The sequence below is a fragment of the Parabacteroides sp. An277 genome (assembly GCF_002159645.1).
Taxonomy (GTDB): Bacteria; Bacteroidota; Bacteroidia; order Bacteroidales; family Tannerellaceae; genus Parabacteroides.
This window is the reverse complement of the sequence record NZ_NFJB01000040.1, coordinates 12,184-28,998: the sequence shown is the minus strand read 5'-3', so window position 1 is coordinate 28,998 and position 16,815 is coordinate 12,184. Positions and strand designations below refer to the sequence as shown.

At 47.5% G+C, this 16,815-nt stretch carries 11 protein-coding genes and 1 pseudogene; 5 read left to right on the top strand and 7 right to left on the bottom strand.

The annotated features are described in order from the left end of the window. Both B5F77_RS15785 and B5F77_RS13285 read left to right on the top strand, forming a co-directional pair. On the top strand, window positions 1-206 hold a 206-nt coding region (locus B5F77_RS15785), incomplete at its 5' end, for a hypothetical protein (protein WP_162608007.1). Window positions 207-218: 12 nt separating this feature from the next. Next, window positions 219-695 (top strand): hypothetical protein, encoded by a 477-nt coding sequence (locus B5F77_RS13285; protein WP_140392885.1) that lies wholly within the window; start codon window positions 219-221, stop codon window positions 693-695. 163 nt (window positions 696-858) lie between these two features. Here the strand turns inward: B5F77_RS13285 and B5F77_RS13280 are convergent, their stop codons facing one another. Then, the gene (locus B5F77_RS13280; protein ID WP_204244980.1) at window positions 859-3,144 is read right to left on the bottom strand and encodes a TonB-dependent receptor; all 2,286 of its coding nucleotides are present in this window, start codon (window positions 3,142-3,144) and stop codon (window positions 859-861) included. Between the two features lie 177 nt (window positions 3,145-3,321). Between B5F77_RS13280 and B5F77_RS13275 the strand changes: the two genes are divergently transcribed. From B5F77_RS13275 to B5F77_RS13265, 3 genes are all read left to right on the top strand, one after another. Beyond that, window positions 3,322-4,665 (top strand): HAMP domain-containing sensor histidine kinase, encoded by a 1,344-nt coding sequence (locus B5F77_RS13275; RefSeq protein WP_087331581.1) that lies wholly within the window; start codon window positions 3,322-3,324, stop codon window positions 4,663-4,665. Further along, window positions 4,662-5,366, top strand: a complete 705-nt coding sequence (locus B5F77_RS13270) for a response regulator transcription factor (RefSeq protein ID WP_087331578.1) — start codon at window positions 4,662-4,664, stop codon at window positions 5,364-5,366. The genes B5F77_RS13275 and B5F77_RS13270 overlap by 4 nt, the downstream gene beginning before the upstream one ends. 75 nt (window positions 5,367-5,441) lie before the next feature. Then, on the top strand, window positions 5,442-6,935 hold the full coding sequence (locus tag B5F77_RS13265) for an IMP dehydrogenase (RefSeq protein ID WP_087331575.1): 1,494 nt from the start codon (window positions 5,442-5,444) through the stop codon (window positions 6,933-6,935). Window positions 6,936-7,023: 88 nt separating this feature from the next. Here the strand turns inward: B5F77_RS13265 and B5F77_RS13260 are convergent, their stop codons facing one another. From B5F77_RS13260 to mfd, 6 genes and pseudogenes are all read right to left on the bottom strand, one after another. Continuing rightward, entirely contained in the window at window positions 7,024-7,764 is a 741-nt protein-coding gene (locus B5F77_RS13260) for an acyltransferase (protein ID WP_087331571.1), read from the bottom strand. 192 nt (window positions 7,765-7,956) lie between these two features. Further along, window positions 7,957-9,321: an alpha-L-fucosidase gene (locus tag B5F77_RS16040; protein ID WP_343225100.1), complete on the bottom strand. Its 1,365-nt coding sequence runs from the start codon at window positions 9,319-9,321 to the stop codon at window positions 7,957-7,959. Window positions 9,322-9,363: 42 nt separating this feature from the next. Further along, a pseudogene (locus B5F77_RS16035) lies at window positions 9,364-10,404 on the bottom strand (alpha-L-fucosidase); the annotation flags it as partial. Window positions 10,405-10,437: 33 nt separating this feature from the next. Then, window positions 10,438-12,231 carry an alpha-L-fucosidase gene (locus tag B5F77_RS13250; protein ID WP_204244979.1) on the bottom strand — a complete coding sequence of 598 codons (1,794 nt, stop codon included), beginning with the start codon at window positions 12,229-12,231 and terminating at the stop codon, window positions 10,438-10,440. A gap of 333 nt (window positions 12,232-12,564) precedes the next feature. After that, the gene (locus B5F77_RS13240) at window positions 12,565-13,464 is read right to left on the bottom strand and encodes an AraC family transcriptional regulator (RefSeq protein WP_087331557.1); all 900 of its coding nucleotides are present in this window, start codon (window positions 13,462-13,464) and stop codon (window positions 12,565-12,567) included. Further along, a complete protein-coding gene (gene mfd / locus B5F77_RS13235; protein ID WP_087331554.1) occupies window positions 13,454-16,798 on the bottom strand; it encodes a transcription-repair coupling factor in 3,345 nt (1,114 codons plus the stop codon). Before mfd ends, B5F77_RS13240 begins: the two co-directional genes overlap by 11 nt. Window positions 16,799-16,815 lie beyond the last annotated feature (17 nt).

The window sequence follows — 16,815 nt, the reverse complement described above, 5'->3', positions numbered from 1 at the left end:
TAAAATCAAACTATTCAGAGCAAACCTCAGAGGGGTTGCAGACAAGAAGTTCTTCTTATTCCGTATTGCAAAACTATATGCATATCCCCACTAAATTTCTACTGAGCCAAGTGTCGCTCAACTTGAACTACGAGCGGAACTTCGAGACGAAGCACTGGATGGAGGCGGAAAACCTGATTTCGGTAAGCGCGGGTTATACGTTCTAAAATAGTAGCAAGATGAATAAGGTTTTAAGTAAGCGAGTCCTTGGTATGGCGGGGGCGATGTTATTGGCCATTGGAAGTGTGGAGGCAGGTGAGAAAAAGCCGGATGTAGAGCTACGTTCCGGATTCTCAGTAGGGAACCGTTGGGGCGTGCATGCGGGGGCTTATGTAGATTTTCCCCAAAGCCATTTGTTTTCATTGCAGACGGGCGTTTTGTTTTCCAGCATCTCCAAGTGGGAGCAGGCGGCTTTTCAGGTGTATGTCCCAGTGTATGCTTCATTTCATTTTCCCCTTTCGTCGGTCACGAAGGTGAGGGTAAGCGGAGGAGCCTATGGCGGAGTAGGAGTGGGGATGAACGCAGGTCCTACGATGGACATTGGCATAGAATGGAAAAACTTTACCTTCAATACGTTTGGCTTCTTGGATTGCACTTCAAACAGCGCCCATCATGCGGGTATTTCGTTGGGATATAAAATCGATTTAGGTAAATAAAAGGCCTCTTCTTTATCTTTAGGCTGCAGATATGTATCTTTAGGCTGCAGATAGATATCTTTAACCTGCAGATATGTATCTTTAGCCTAAAGATAGAGATTTGCTCCCTATTTCTCAAGTTTTAGGTAGAGACTTGGGGAAGTTTGTCCGAGGCGTCCCGCAGTTAATGCCCGAACCGCGAGGTATCCACCTCCCTATGTTTCTTCTCCTTGTAGCCGTTGAACTTGTAGGTAAAGGTAACGCTGAAGCTGCGACTCATCTGGTTCATGAGGAGGTCGAGCCGTTGCCCTTTGTAATTGATGCTGCCGTCTGGCCGCAGGCTGTTGAAGAGGTCGTTGCCCTGCAGTTTCAGTTCGGCGCAGTCGTGGGCGAAGGTCCATTTCAGTCCGGCGTCTATCTTCCAGACCGAGCTGAGGTCGTAGATGCCTTGGAGGGGCGAACTGACGTAGAGCCCGTTCAATTCGAGGCGGATGTCGGGCTGGCTGGAGAGGCGGACGCTGTTATTGAATTGGGCGATGCCTTGCCATTTCGACCGATTGAAGCTGATGGCATGGTACGGGTCGCAAACATCCTTGTTGTAGGAGCCGTCCAATACGAGTTGGGCGTTCCAGACCCTGCCAACCGAGAAGGGGAACATCAGCGTCAGGCCCACCTGCTGCTGGTAGTCGTAATTGATGAACTGGTAGATGAGCGAAAGCTCGTCGGGACTTTGGTAGGGCAATTGCATGATGTAATCCTTGATATAATTATAATAGAACGTAGCGATGTACTTCCCCTTGAGGACGTAGGTCAGCTGTGCGGCGTAGTCGGTCGAGGGGACGAGGTTCGGATTGCCCAGTATCTTGGTATAGCCGTTCAGGTAGCTCGTGGTATTCTGAAGCGTCCAATAGTCGGGATATTCCTTATCGGAAGAGAAGCCAAGCTGGAATACATGCTCCGGGCTTAACATATAGCTCAGTTGAAACGCGGGATAGACCGCCCATTTGCGGTAATCCATGAGCTTGTACCGCTCGCCCGCCACCGAAAGCGATAGTGAGAGCCGCTCGTTGAACGCCTTCTCCACACCGGCGTAGAAGTTGTAGGTCTCCTCTTTCATCTTCGTATCGGTGTTGAGCGATGAAAGGTCCGAGTCATCCTGTGGTCGGTAGGTCTGCCCGCTCTTCTCGTTGGCAAAGGTAAAGTCGATGCCGTAGTTGAGGCTCCAACCATTAGGCAAAGCGTGGGTTTGCCCGGCATAGACATTATAACGGTCGATGGTCTGATATTCATCCACAAGGAAATGCTGCCGGACGTTTTCCGCCTGATTGGTAAAATCCTGCGTCGCCGGACTGTTGTAGTGCGTATAATCGATACCGAGATTCAAGCCGAAGGCGGCGGTGTAATCCACGTTGATATTATGCATTTGGGCTTCGCTGGTTTTCAGGTTGTCCGATTCCACGAAATTGCCCGATGAGTGCTGGCGTGAGCGGTTGCGGGTCTTAAACGAGGCGGTATAGGCGGCGTTCAGGCTGCTTCCTTCCGCGATTTGGTAATCCACGCCGAGCCGCAGGTTATGGTTCAATGCTTTTGCGTCGCCCGTGTTGATTTGGTCGATGTCGTAGGTCTTTCCCGCGAAAGTATGCCGGGAAATCATCTCCATATCCGTGTCCGAATGCGTAAAACGCGGGGCATAACTCAGGTCTGCCGATACTTTCTGGCCGGAGTAGGAGAGGTTGAGGTTCCCGCCGCCCTTCGCATAAGCCGATTGCGTGAAGTTCCCGCTCACTTCGCCCCGGAGGAACGGGTCGGCGGACTTCGCGTTCTTCAACACGACATTGATGACCGCCCCGCGCACCCGGTACTTCGCCGGCGCGTTATACATCACTTCGATGTTTTGGATATTCGAGACCGGCGTGCTCTTCAGGAGTTCGGTAAGCTGCTCCGCCGTCATTGATGATGGCTTGCCATTGATGACCACCGTAACACTTTTGGCGCCCGCCAACGTAATCGCCTCGCTCTGTTCGATAACGCCCGGCACGCGCAGCAGCGATTCGTAGGCATTGCTGGCAGTGGTGCGCTCCGAGAGGACTTCCGCATCATACACCAACGCGCCCTTCTCGACTTTCACCTGCGGACGTTCGCCCTGCACCACCACTTCGTCCAGCGCATAGCTTTGTGCGTCGAGCGTAATCGTGCCCACATCCGGTGAACTTCCCATTCTCTCTTGCGTCTTATATAAAAGGTGCTGGAAGATGAGGCGGTATTGTTCCGGCTCTTCCTTGAAGGAGAAACAGCCTAACGAATCGGTGATAACTGCATCAATGAAAGTAGAATCGGGTGCTTGCATAATCACCGTCGCCGCCTCGATAGGACGCTGCTGGTTATCCACTACTTTTCCCTTTATGTTCTGGGCAGCCAACTGGGTAGCTGCGCTTGCGATGATTCCCGCGATGATAATTGTACGTTTCATAATCATGTTCGTTTTATTTTTCTGCTGCAAAGTAACCCTCTTTTCTTCGGGAAGTAGGTTATCGCGTCGTTATCGAATTGTTATATGATTGTTATAGCGCGATGGATTGTTAAGGAATTGTTATAGGACGAACGTAAAGTAATATTTTATACTTTTGCAGACGAAAAAACAGATTGCATGAACGGGAAATACATCAAAATACTGACGGCATTGGGCCTCGTCGCCATCGTGGCGATACAGGGCCTTTGGCTGATAAATACCTATCGGCTGGTGGAGACGCAATTGGTGCAGACGGGCAACCGGTTATTTCCGAAGGCGGTGATTGACGAGGCTATCGAACGGTTGAAAGTTTATAAAGGGGATACGGAAACGAATATTAGTGCGGAGAAGTCTTTGAACTGGAAAGAATCATCCAATGAGAAGGCGATACTGGATTTCATTACGACCGCCCTTCACCATTACGCCGATTCGCTGTCCCAGACCTCCGTCTCTTTACCCTTGCTCGATTCGCTTTTTACGGAGGCATTAGCGAAAGAGGATTTCCACGCGGAGTTAGTTTGTCAAGTAGTCGATTCGGCAGGGAATGTGCTACAGGAAGAAGAACCTGTGCGAATAACGCCTTCGTTCCGCACCGTCAAGACGAAGCCGGTCTTCCTCGATGGTGACCATGCAAAAGCAGTGCGGGCAGTGATTGTGAATCCCTATTGGATAGCATTCCAGAAGATGGGCATGATGCTGGTGGCGACGGCGTTGTTGATTCTCTTTGTGGCGGGTTGTATTGTATATCAGGTGCAGATTATCATCAAGCAAAACAAGATTGCCCGCTTGCGGCAGGACTTTACTTATGCGATGATTCACGATATGAAGACGCCGATTAGCACCATTTCGATGGCAGGGCATACGCTCGAAAGCGGTATCTTGGATAGTAAGCCGGAGCTTCGGAAGCAGTATTTCGCTATCTTGAATGAAGAAAGCACCCATCTCCTTTCGCTCTCGGAGAAGATATTGACCATTGCCAAGCTGGAGCAATCCCGTTTGAAACTGGTGAAGAGCGAAGTAGACTTACCCACGCTATTCGATGAGTTGGTGCAGAAATATAAGGTAAAGGCAGAGAAGCCGGTGCAATTCGAGGTGGATTGTCCTGCTTCTTTGCCTCTTTTCTTGGCAGATGAGGAATACTTGAAGGAGGCCATCTGCAATCTGATAGACAACTCCCTGAAGTATTCCCATGAGGCGGTGCGCATCCGTCTCTCGGCAGAGCCAGGGAAAGACGTTATTTATATAAAGGTATGGGACAACGGTTGGGGCATTCCGCTCAAGCAACAGAAACGCATCTTCGAGAAATTTGAACGGGGCGGATTGGAATATAAGAAAGACAAGAAGGTCTCCGGCTTCGGTTTGGGACTGAATTATGTATATCGGGTAATGATGGCGATGGGCGGGTCGGTTTCGCTCAATAGCGTAGAAGGAGCTTATAGCGAGTTCACGCTCTCATTGCCCTTAACGGAGGAAAAGGCATGACACGCGTATTGTTAGTAGAAGATGATAAGAACCTCTGCTTCATTTTGAAGAGTAGCCTGGAGCAGATGATTGGAGGCTACGAGATAGAGACCGCTCCCAATGGCAAAGAGGGATTAAAACAGTTAGAACAGAAACCGTTTGATGTGATTGTATCAGACGTGGAAATGCCTGTCATGGACGGCAGGACGATGGTGCGCCATATCCGTGAACATCATCCGAATGTGGCGATCATCTTCATAACCGGACTGACGACAGCGCGGGATGTCATCAATGGCTACGAGTCGGGTGCCGACTTCTACATCAAGAAGCCGTTCTTGCCGGAAGAGTTGGATGCGCATATCCAAGCCATATTAAAAAAGGTGAAGCAATCCTCTGCTTTTGTGTCTGAAACGGAGAGAAAAGACACCTATCCGATGGGTCGATATACCTTTATTCCTTCTCAAAACCTGCTTCTCTATGGCGAAGAGCGCCAGTCGCTCACTCCGAAAGAGGCAAAAGTGCTCGAAATGCTTTGCCGGGAGATAGGACACATTGTTAGCCGGGAAGAAATCTTGACTGCTATTTGGCAAACGGCTGATTTCTATTCTTCCCGTTCGCTGGATGTCTTTATCACCAAGCTCCGCAAATACTTGGCGAAAGACCGTTGCGTTGTGCTGAAAGTACAAAAAGGAGTAGGCGTGGGATTGGTGGTCGAAAATTAAACGATAGAAAACAATGCCTATTCGGTTTTTTTTTCTACATTTGCAGGAAAATTTTATCTATAAAAGAAGATACTTATGGCAATTTACTTAAATGATGTATCCAGAACGTTTGGCGAGTACCTGCTCATTCCGGGTCTGACGACAAAAGAATGTACGCCGGCGAATGTATCACTTAAAACTCCTTTGGTGAAGTATCGTGCGGGTGAACAGGCTGCTATTCAATTGAATATTCCTTTTGTATCAGCTATTATGCAATCGGTTTCAGGTCCCGAATTGGCGATTGAATTGGCGCGCAACGGCGGACTTTCGTTTATTTTCGGTTCGCAGCCCATCGAGAGTCAAGCCGAAATGGTGCGCAAGGTGAAGAAGTTCAAGGCAGGATTTGTGGTGAGCGATTCGAACCTCACGCCTGAAGATACGTTGGCTGATGTGATAGCCTTGGTAAAGCGGACAGGGCATTCCACGATTGGCATTACGGAAGATGGTACGCCGAATGGTAAATTGCTCGGCATCGTCACCAGTCGTGATTATCGCATAGAAAAGGATGCGCCAGAAACGAAAGTAAAAACGTTTATGACGCCATTTGAGAAGCTTTTCGTAGGTGAATTGGGCATTACGCTTAAAGAAGCCAATCAGATTATTTGGGAACATAAACTCAATACGTTGCCTATCATTGATAAGGAACAACGTTTGCAATATATGGTCTTCCGCAAAGACTATGATTCGCATCATGAGAATCCGTACGAATTGTCGGGTAAAGATAAGACTTTGCTTGTGGGAGCCGGTATCAATACGCGTGATTACAAGGAGCGTGTGCCGGCCTTGGTGGAAGCCGGAGTGGATGTGGTTTGCATCGATTCGTCGGATGGTTATTCGGAATGGCAAAGCGATACGTTGCGTTGGATTCGCGAAACATATGGAGATAAGTTGCTTGTAGGCGCGGGTAATGTGGTCGACCAGGAAGGATTCAACTATTTAGTAGAGGCTGGTGCGGACTTCATCAAAGTAGGTATCGGCGGTGGTTCGATTTGCATCACGCGGGAACAAAAAGGTATCGGCCGCGGACAAGCTACGGCGTTGATTGATGTAGCGCGTGCACGCGATGAATATTTCCAGAAAACCGGTATTTACATTCCTATTTGTTCGGATGGCGGTTTGGTACATGACTATCACATGGTGCTGGCGTTGGCCATGGGTGCGGACTTCTTGATGATGGGGCGTTACTTTGCCCGTTTCGACGAGTCTCCTACCAAGAAGCTCAAGATAGGCAACAATTTTGTGAAGGAATATTGGGGCGAAGGTTCGAACCGTGCAAAAAATTGGCAGCGCTATGATATGGGCGGCAACGAGGCGTTGAAGTTTGAAGAGGGCGTGGACAGTTACGTGCCCTATGCCGGTAAGATGAAGGATAATCTGGTTTCGACTCTCTCTAAAATCAAGGCGACGATGTGCAGTTGTGGTGCTATCACGATTGAACAATTGCAGAAGACGGCCAAAATTACCCTCGTCTCTTCTACTTCCATTGTGGAAGGCGGAGCACACGATGTGATTTTAAAAGAACAGAATTAATTTATAAATCACTCATAATATTTATTTTAGGGTTTGAGACCGATGAAGTTTATCTTCATCGGTCTGTTTTTTTAGAAAGGGTTAAGCTTTAAAGTCCTTTTACGTATTTATTGATGCATTTGCGGTCCCAATTGATACCTCGCTTAACTATCTTGGTGGGGATACCTGCGAAGATAACGTTTGGTTCGTCGAATGGTTTGGTCACGATGCTGCCCCAACCAACAATACTATTGTCGGCTATGCGGACGTTCTTTCCAATCTTGACGTCCTTTCCTATCCATACATGGCGTCCTATCTCGATACTTTGGGCATAGTTGATAGGATTTCCGTCGAGGTCTGTAATCGTATGTGCATCCGTGCACCAAATGTCCACACCCCAACTAATCTGGCTATCGTCGCCGATACAAACGCGCGAATTGTCTTCTTGCAGATAGATGGTAGTCCCGTTGATAACGACCTTGTTGCCTATGGTGACCCGACATCCGTTGGCGGTACGCGAGACGCTTGCACCCAACCCAGGTAATTGGCCTATAATTAGTTTTAACCCCGTCATGCCTAAAATAGGAGAGGAGCGAACGATGACCGTCCCCATGTCTACTTCGTTGTCGTTTCCCTTGACGATGAGCAGGAAACCTCCGCCCGCAAGCAGTTCTTCCGCGTCTTCTTCCGAATCGAAATAAAGCAAGATGCGGTTATTATTACCCATGATGGAAATGTTTGCCTGTTCGAGCATTAGGTTTATTCGTTCATTTGTCGTAGTAAAGCATTCAATTTCTTTGTCTGGAAAGGCAAAGACAAGCTTATTGTTTTGTCCTTGAATCGTTTTCATTATTTTTTATGTCTAAAAATTTTAGCAAAGGTAAGGAAAATCGGGAGGCAGGGCAAGTTTAAATGCAGCCAAATGGTTTGGAGGCTTTTTCACGAAAGTTTTTTCACCTTCTTAAGTCATTCGACGAATAATGGAAACAGCCGTTTCCGAGTAGACAACAGGCGGTCGTCTCGGAAACTTGCTATATTCATTTCATGAATTCAGTTTCACCCGGATGGAATAAATGACGGGTATTCCATTGGATGATTGAATGTTTAATCGGATTTTGCGGGCAGTCACGGGTGTGGAAAGTTGGACTGTCCCGAAGCCATAACCCATGAAACTCACGATATTTTCGTCGCATAGCATGGCACCTTCGTGGATGGGAATCCATTCGTTTCCCTTCTTGATTTCAAACGTATGATGCTTGATGTGGTTGCCTCCTTCAATGACTGAGATTTGGTTGAATGTGCTCTCTTTTTGCAGGGTGATTTCCAGCCAACCGGTACTGTCGGCCGCCATCCACGAAGTAGATACGTCGCTATCGACCGCCAAGAGCGCACCATAGTGATGTTCGTCCGATTGGTGCGTACTGCTTGCTTGAGCCTTTGCGAAAGCCGTGAGGGAAGTCGGGCGCTTCATTTCGCGCGGAAAGGCTTTTCCGTTTTCGATGGATAGGCGTTTGGCTAAATGATAAAGTTGGTCGGCATATTCAGGCTGGATGACCCCGTTTTTATCTGGCGGGATGTTTAGCAAAAGGCAATTGTTGTTGCGTGTCGAGGCGTAGAATATTTCTTCCAAGTCTTCCAAATCGCGCACGGAACGGTCCGTTTCGTCGTAAAACCAATTGCCCAGTACGGAAATCGTTTGTGTACTTTCAAAGGGAAGATAATAGGCTTTTCCTTGGTGTAGGTACACTTTCGGGTCGTCCCATGTGGGGAGAAAGGGGTCCCATAACCGGAAATCGCTGGGAAAATAGAGAATGGAATCTCCGTCTTGCATGTCGATCGGATGTTTGCCAATGGTCCAATTGGTGGCGATTTGGCAATCGGGTTGCAACTTCTTGACAAAATCGTACACTTCTTGCAAGTACCAGTCAGAAGGATTCTTGCGGTCCCATGCGCCATCAAACCAAAGCTCTGCCACTGGGCCATATTGCGTCATCAATTCTTCCAGTTGGTTCTTCATGTAAACGATATACTTGTGCTTGTCGTTGTCTTTATAAGAGGGAGCGTTTCGATCCCATAAAGAATAATAAATAGAGAAAGCGATGCCCTCTTTCCTGCATGCATCCGAAACGGCTTTTACTACATCTATCTTGTGCGGAATGGCGGGATTGGCAATGTCATGTTCCGTATATTTACTATCCCAAAGGCAGAATCCCTCATGATGCTTGGTGGTCAAGACGATGGAGCGCATTCCTGCTTTCTTGGCGATGCGCACCCATTCAGCTGCTTTTTCAGCCAGGTCGGCAGGCGGATTGTAGGCACTTGCGGGGTCGGTGCCGTCGCTCCATTGTTTTCCTAAATAGGTATTCATACCGAAGTGGAGGAACATGCCATATTTACGATCGAGCATGGCCTGTTGCCCCGATGTCGGCGCGACAGATTCCATGTCTTGAATGGTGCGGCGTAATTCCTTTAATACTTCGATATCTTTTTCTCGTATTTTCCCTTCCCGGTTGGGTGGGCAATTCAAGATCAAGATGTTGTTGTTTTTCGTACATTGCCGATAGAGCTTGGCCAGTTCGCTTACAGATTTATACGTAGTATCTTCCGTGTGGTAAAACCAACGTTGGCTCAGGCAAATGGTCGATTCCCAAGGCATGTAGTAATTCTTTCCGTCGTGTGTGAATACTTTGGGGTCGTCGTCAGTGGGCAAATAGGGATCGCCCAATCGGAAATCGCTCGGAAAGTAGCGAATGGGAAAGCCTGCTTGTTGCTTTTCGGGTACAACCATGTGTCCGTCCGGATTGCTGGGCAAACCGATGCTCCAGTTGATTCCTACTTGACATTCCGGTTCTTTTGATTTGATAGTCTGGTAAATGTCCATGACGGGCCAACGGTAATTAGGCTTCACCCATCCGCCATCAAACCAGAACTCCACCACATGCGTATGTTTTTGTACGATTTGAATCAGCTCGTCCAGTTGCTTGAGCATATAGTCATTGTAGGCAGCGTCTTGGCTTTGGTCCTCGACGTCTGCATTCACTTTTCGATCCCAAAGAGAATAGTAAAGTCCTAAGCCGATTTGGTATTTTTTACAAGCCTTTGCCACCGCTTCCACTACGTTGGTGGTATTTCCGGAATTGGCCACGTCGTATTCCGTATAAGGGCTATCCCAAAGGCAAAAACCGTCGTGGTGTTTGGTAATGAGTATGACGTATTTCATGCCCGCCTCTTTGGCTGTTCGTATCCATTGGTCGGCATCCACGGTGGTGGGGCAATAAGAAGAGGCCGGTTTGGAACCGTCCGTCCATTCTTCGTTATGAAACGTATTTATCCCAAAATGGATAAACATGCCATACTTGCGTTCGATTTGTTTTAATTGGGCCGGACTGGGTGTCTCGGAAGGAATCGGAAGAATCAATTCCTGCTTTTGTCCGAATACTGTTTGCATTGCCATCGCAATGAAGAGGGAAATAATCAATGATTTCTTCATGTGTGTTATTATTAAGCTTGCGTTATTTTTTGTCTATTCGAAAAAGATGGGTTGAAGGGAAATGCCCGCTAAATCGCAGGGCGTGTTGCCTTCAGGCATTTGGACGGAAATAGTATGTCGTCCTGCTTTGTCGAAACGTATCCATCCAATGGGCCTTGCAGTAAAGAGGCTTGAGATACTTTGCTGATTTTGGATGAAGCGTCCTTCGTCGGTTTCGACTCTCCATACGCCTCGTCCGTTTCCACGAAGTGTTAAATCGATTTTGAACGTGCCCGGTTTGGTTACGTCGATGGTCCATGATACCCGGCTGTCTTGTGCCATATCACTTACGCAATATACATGTTTCCATTCGCCGAATTTCTCCATCCAACTGGCTTTATGGATAGTACATTTTGTAGTTTGGGCGAACTTCACAGACAAATCCTTTATGCCGATTTCTGGGTCGATGGTCCATGTGCTGTCTACGCGAGCGGATTCATTATCCAGTGTCAACTCAATAACAGGAATAAGCGGGTCTGGCTTTTTGAACGGAAGGGATAGCACATAGCCATTTTCCTTTTTTGTATAAGTAATCTTCTTGTCTTTATGCTCATTTTTAATAGCCGCAGAGACAATCCGGTTTTGCAGGCCAGGCACGTAAAGCTCGCCCGATTGGGGCCATTCATAAACGGCTAAGTAGAGTTTATCCTTTTGTTTGACAGCATCGCCCCAAGGAAGCGCATGTTTCCACGGAGAAGGTTCCGCGCCATACACCATTTCTGGATAACGTTTTATCCACTTTCCCGCGGTGCGAAGTGTTTTAGAAACATAGGCTAGGATGCGTCCTGTATTGTCTGGGCCTACATTCAGCATGTAAGTTCCGCCCCGAGCGATGGTAGACACTAAATAGGTCAGGATTTGTTTGGGTGATTTCCAATTCTGGTCATACCAGGCATAGCCCCACGAATCGTTCGTGACGTCCACGCTTTCCCATAATCCTTCGATGTTTTCAAGCGGAACTTCCATATCGCCTAAAGTCATATAGTCGCCCAAGCCATATCCGACACGGCCAGAGACCAGTGCGTTCGGTTGGTTGCGATGTACGGTTTCGACCAACTTTTGGGCATATTCCGGCGGCATGTTCCCAGGTGTATCAAACCAAACCAATTCGATGTCGCCATAGTTTTGGGTGATTTCCTCTACTTGGGGCAGGCATTTTTGGTAGAAATAATCATCGAATGTCTTGGGATTCCCTTCCGCATCTACCTTGGAAGCACCCGACGCCCCGGGCGTAGTCCAATCTTGGTTATGCGAATAATAGAAACCGAAGCCTAATCCTTCCCGCTGGCACGCTTCCGCTAATTCTTTCATCGGGTCACGGGCGAAAGGAGTCGCATCGACAATATTGAATTTGTCGCATGACGATTGATACATGGCAAATCCATCGTGGTGTTTGCTGGTGATAATGATATACTTCATGCCCGCTTCTTTGGCTAATTGTACAATAGAGTCGGCATGGAATTGGGTAGGATTAAATGAACGTGCTACGGCTTTGTACTCGTTTTTATCGGCATTGGCCATGTTGACATCCATCATCCATTCTCCAATGCCGTAATAAGTCTTTCCGTTCCAAACGTTGCCCAGTTGCGAATACAAGCCCCAATGGATGAACATGGCGTAATTCCCCCATTCGAATAAATGCCCGCGTTTCTCGTTTGTTTTTACCTCTTTAGTGTTTTGTTTCCCCCACATTTCGTCCATTCTTTGGGCAGAGGCAGGAGAGGTGCTTGCTAATGAGATGCAAGTAGAGAGGATAAATAATGTGTTTCTGACATTTTCCTTGTTCATGGTGATATTGAGTTTTCTTTCGGATACAAAGATAGGCGTATTTTGGATTGGCAAGTTTGCAAAAAACGATTTCTATTTGATTAATTACGGCAAAGAGGCCCGGATGAAAATCGGATATCCGGCGGGGAAAACTTGAAAACTCCTTGGTTATTCTCTATCTTTAGGCTAAAGATACATATCTTCAAGTTAAAGATATATATCTTCAGGCTGCAGATATATATCTTTAGCCTAAAGATAGAGCTTTCCTAAGCACAAACAACTTTTGGGTCGGCACCTGATGGATTATTTCTCCCACCTTTTTCTTTTTAGTGGTTCTATCAGATTTGTGCTATTTTACTGGATTATGTCTCCGCTTTCGAGTTGCTTTATTTGTATATTCCGATATTCGCGGGCGGAACAATGGCTGATTTTGGAGAATAAACGGGAAAATTGGGAGAGATTTCCAATGCCTACTTCTTCGGCTATTTGGGAAACGGGTTTGTTTGTGGTTAACAGGAGCGTTTGTGCCCGTTCGATGCGTTTGACTTGGATATATTCGCAGGGAGAAATGCCGATGATTTTCTTGAAGGTCTTCGAGCAATGGTCGGGGGTGACACAAAGAATATCGGCCAAATCAGATACTTGTATACGCTTGTCTAAGTTCTTATTTATGTAATGTATGACTTGGTTCAGCTTCTCATGTAAGCTGTTTTGATGGGGTTCTTTCATGCAAGCTTCCGTCAGGAAGCGGGAGAAGAGTTGCAACAAGATGCCTTTGCTCTCGATATCGTAGGGAAATTGGGAGAAATTAACGCTGCTTTGCTTTTCATATAAGCTCCGGTCGTTATCATATTGTTTGGGGTCGCATATAAGGATATTCTTACCTGGATTCAGTTGTATATACCGGTGGATGAGGGCGTAGTCTATAGCTTGGGCTTGCACTTGGAATTTCATCAAAAGCGGATTATTGATTCCGCTCTTTCCGGCTATATCGTCGAAGAAACAAATATAGTAATGTTCCATATAGTCGTTGCAGGCATAACTGTGGACGACGAACTTCGGTATCAGGAATAGTTGTCCGGGCGACAAGCGGTAGGAGGTTTGATTCATATAAATGGTTCCTTCTCCTTCCTGGATATAATACAACCGGTAGAACGGGCTTACCACATGCTGGTAATTCCACCAGGATTCTACCCGCTTGAAACCTGCATAGAGCAATGTCAAGGTTAATGAAAGATGGTGATTAGATTCCATTTGGAAGTTTCATTTCCTCGAATACGGCGCAGGCTTTCTCTACGCTGGGCACTTGTTTGATAATAACGATGCGTTTGCCATTCGATTCTTTCAAGTTACAATCTCGCGGATGCTTTTGGAGATAGGTTAGTAAATGGTCGAAGGCATCGCTTTGGTAGTAAGGGCTGTCTGGCGCCGATACCAGATAGAGGTTCATTTGTCCTTTCTTCAACACGACTTTCTCGATTCCCAGCGAGCGTGCCATGCGGCGTAGGCGGACGATGCGGATTAGCTCCATGCCTTCGTGGGGAATTTTCCCGAACCGGTCTTCGAGGCGAGCGATGAAGGCTTGGATATCCTCTTCCCGCTCCATATTGTCGAGTTCGCGATAGATAGAGATGCGTTCGGAATCGTTCGGGATATAAGTCGGAGGGAATCGAAGCTCAAGGTCGCTTTCGATGAAGGTTTCCCGTACATAGTTTTCCTTCCCGTTTGCGAGGTTGGCGTAGAGATCGGCAAACTCGTCGTGCTTTAATTCGTCGACAGCTTCTTCCAAGATTTTCTGATATGCCTCGTAGCCGAGGTCTGCTATAAAACCACTCTGTTCTGCTCCCAGCATATTGCCAGCTCCGCGAATGTCGAGGTCTTGCATCGCAATATGGATACCGCTTCCCAACTCTGAAAAGCTTTCGATGGCTTGCAAACGGCGACGTGCTTCTTGGGTAAGCGAACTCAGCGGGGGCGAGAGAAGATAGCAGAATGCCTTCCGATTACTTCGCCCTACGCGTCCACGAAGTTGGTGGAGGTCGGAAAGTCCGAATTGTTGGGCGTTGTTGATAATAATCGTGTTGGCATTGGGGACATCAATACCGCTCTCCACAATGCTGGTTGCCACGAGCACATCATATTCGTAGTGTACGAAATCGAGTATTTTCTTCTCCAATTCATCCGGGTCCATTTGTCCATGGGCTACGCAAATGCGGGCATCAGGCACTTCACGACGTACTAAGGCTTCTATCTCGTAGATATTTTGGATGCGGTTATTAATAAAGAATACTTGCCCGTTGCGTGACATCTCGAAGTTGATAGCTTCACGGATAATCTCCGGATTGAAGCGCTCCACTTCGGTCTGTACCGGATAACGGTTCGACGGTGGCGTGGTGATGCTACTCAGGTCTCTGGCCCCCATGAGTGAAAATTGCAACGTGCGCGGAATCGGAGTGGCAGTCATCGTCAGCGTATCGACGTTGGTTTTAAGTTGGCGAAGTTTTTCCTTGACCGAGACACCAAACTTTTGCTCTTCGTCGATGATGAGTAATCCCAAGTCTTTAAAGATAACGTCTTTGCTGACGAGGCGATGCGTCCCGATGAGGATATTGACATTTCCCTCTTTGGTATCTTTCAGGACATGTTTGATTTGTGCCGTAGTACGGGCCCGGCTGATATAGTCGATGCGACAAGGGAAATCCTTTAACCGCTCGGTAAAGGTCTGGTAGTGTTGGAAAGCAAGCACTGTTGTCGGAACCAATACTGCTACCTGTTTGTTGTCCGATACAGCCTTGAAAGCCGCGCGGATGGCCACCTCTGTTTTACCAAAGCCCACATCTCCACAAATGAGGCGGTCCATGGGTCGTGGACTCTCCATATCAGCCTTGACTTCGGCCGTTGCCTTCATCTGGTCTGGCGTATCCTCGTAGATAAAGCTGGCTTCCAATTCCTGTTGCATGAAACTATCCGGACTAAACGCGAAGCCTTTTTCTTGCTTGCGTTTTGCGTAGAGAAGAATCAAGTCGCGCGCAATGTCTTTCACCTTTTTCTTGGTGCGTTCCTTCATCTTTTCCCATGCGCCTGTTCCGAGCTTGCTTAGCTTAGGCGGTTCGCCATTATCCTTTCCTTTGTACTTGGAGAGTTTATGGAGCGAATGAATGCTGACAAAGATGGCATCATTATTTTGATAGGTGAGCTTGATGACCTCTTGTATCTTCCCATTCACTTCCATGCGTACGAGTCCCCCGAATTGCCCGATGCCGTGATCAATATGTACAATATAATCCCCCAACGTGAATTGATTCAATTCCTTCAACGAAAGGGTCATCTTTCCGCTCCGTGCCTTATCACTCTTCAGGCTGTATTTGTGGAAACGGTCGAAGAGTTGATGGTCGGTGAAACAGCACACCTTCCACATGGCATCCGAGAATCCGGCATGCAATGTCCTGTCTACTGCCGTGAAGGGTATCATTTCATTTCGATCTTCAAAGATGGCTCGGATACGGTCGGCCTGTTTGGTTACATCACTCAGAATATACAGGGTATATCCCTCTTCTAAGTATTGATGGAACGCCTGGCTCACGAGGTCAAAGTTTTTATGGAAAATAGGTTGCGCCTGGGTCTGGAATGTAATCGTGGCATCAGGGTTTCCGACCGGATGCGTCCCGAATTGCAACCGGCGCAACCGAAGTGCTCCCTGAAGGAAGTCGTCCCAATTAACCAGCTTGGCCTGCATCTTTTCTATGGTAGAGAAAGACTCTTCGTCTGCGACGACGGGCTCTTCTTGCCAGATGGCGCCAATGCGTTCCCGACACCAATCCAGGTCGCGTACGGCTAACCAGGTATCTTCTGAAAGTGAGTCGAGAAGGCAGCGCCCCGACGCATTTTGTTTGCTTACTTCCGAGATGATATACACTTCATCCAGTTTGTTTTTCGAAAGCTGCGTCTCTACGTCGAACGAGCGGATTGTCTCTACTTCATTGCCAAAAAAGTCGATGCGGTACGGATATTCATAGGAGAAGGAGAAGACATCCAGGATACTTCCGCGAATGGCATATTGTCCTGGCTCGTATACATAATCTACACGTTCGAATCCGTAAGACTCCAGTACATCCGCCACGAAGATATTATCCAATTGATTGCCCACCGAGATGTGCAGCGTATTTTCCTTTACAGTTTCTTGTGTCGCCACTTTCTCGGCCAGTGCTTCGGGATAAGTGACTAACACAAATCGGACGCCTGGCTTTTGCAACAGACTTAATGTTTCCGTCCGCAGAATCTCGTTCGCCGCATCTGTATGTCCATATTTGATGTCGCGCCGGTAGGCCGAAGGAAAGAAATAGACCATCTCTTCGCCTAAAAGCTGCTTCACATCATTATAGAAATAACCTGCCTCCTCTAAGTCGTTGAGTAGACAAATAAAGTTTCCCGTACCCTGCGCAAAAAGAGAAGCCACCGTCATCGCTGCGGCCGAACCAGCTAAACCCTTCATCAGGATGTTTCGATCCGTACCTTCTGTCATCAAACGGTTGAGCGCACCTACACAGGGATGCGAGGCATATAATTGCAATAACGCTTGAATATCCACTGTCTATGTATTTGTTT

Coding starts and splice junctions, on each gene's coding strand:
- B5F77_RS13285 (WP_140392885.1), top strand. CDS start 219: ATGAATAAGGTTTTAAGTAAGCGAGTCCTTGGTATGGCGGGGGCGATG.
- B5F77_RS13280 (WP_204244980.1), bottom strand. CDS start 3,144: ATGAAACGTACAATTATCATCGCGGGAATCATCGCAAGCGCAGCTACC.
- B5F77_RS13275 (WP_087331581.1), top strand. CDS start 3,322: ATGAACGGGAAATACATCAAAATACTGACGGCATTGGGCCTCGTCGCC.
- B5F77_RS13270 (WP_087331578.1), top strand. CDS start 4,662: ATGACACGCGTATTGTTAGTAGAAGATGATAAGAACCTCTGCTTCATT.
- B5F77_RS13265 (WP_087331575.1), top strand. CDS start 5,442: ATGGCAATTTACTTAAATGATGTATCCAGAACGTTTGGCGAGTACCTG.
- B5F77_RS13260 (WP_087331571.1), bottom strand. CDS start 7,764: ATGAAAACGATTCAAGGACAAAACAATAAGCTTGTCTTTGCCTTTCCA.
- B5F77_RS16040 (WP_343225100.1), bottom strand. CDS start 9,321: ATGCTCGATCGTAAATATGGCATGTTCCTCCACTTCGGTATGAATACC.
- B5F77_RS13250 (WP_204244979.1), bottom strand. CDS start 12,231: ATGAACAAGGAAAATGTCAGAAACACATTATTTATCCTCTCTACTTGC.
- B5F77_RS13240 (WP_087331557.1), bottom strand. CDS start 13,464: ATGGAATCTAATCACCATCTTTCATTAACCTTGACATTGCTCTATGCA.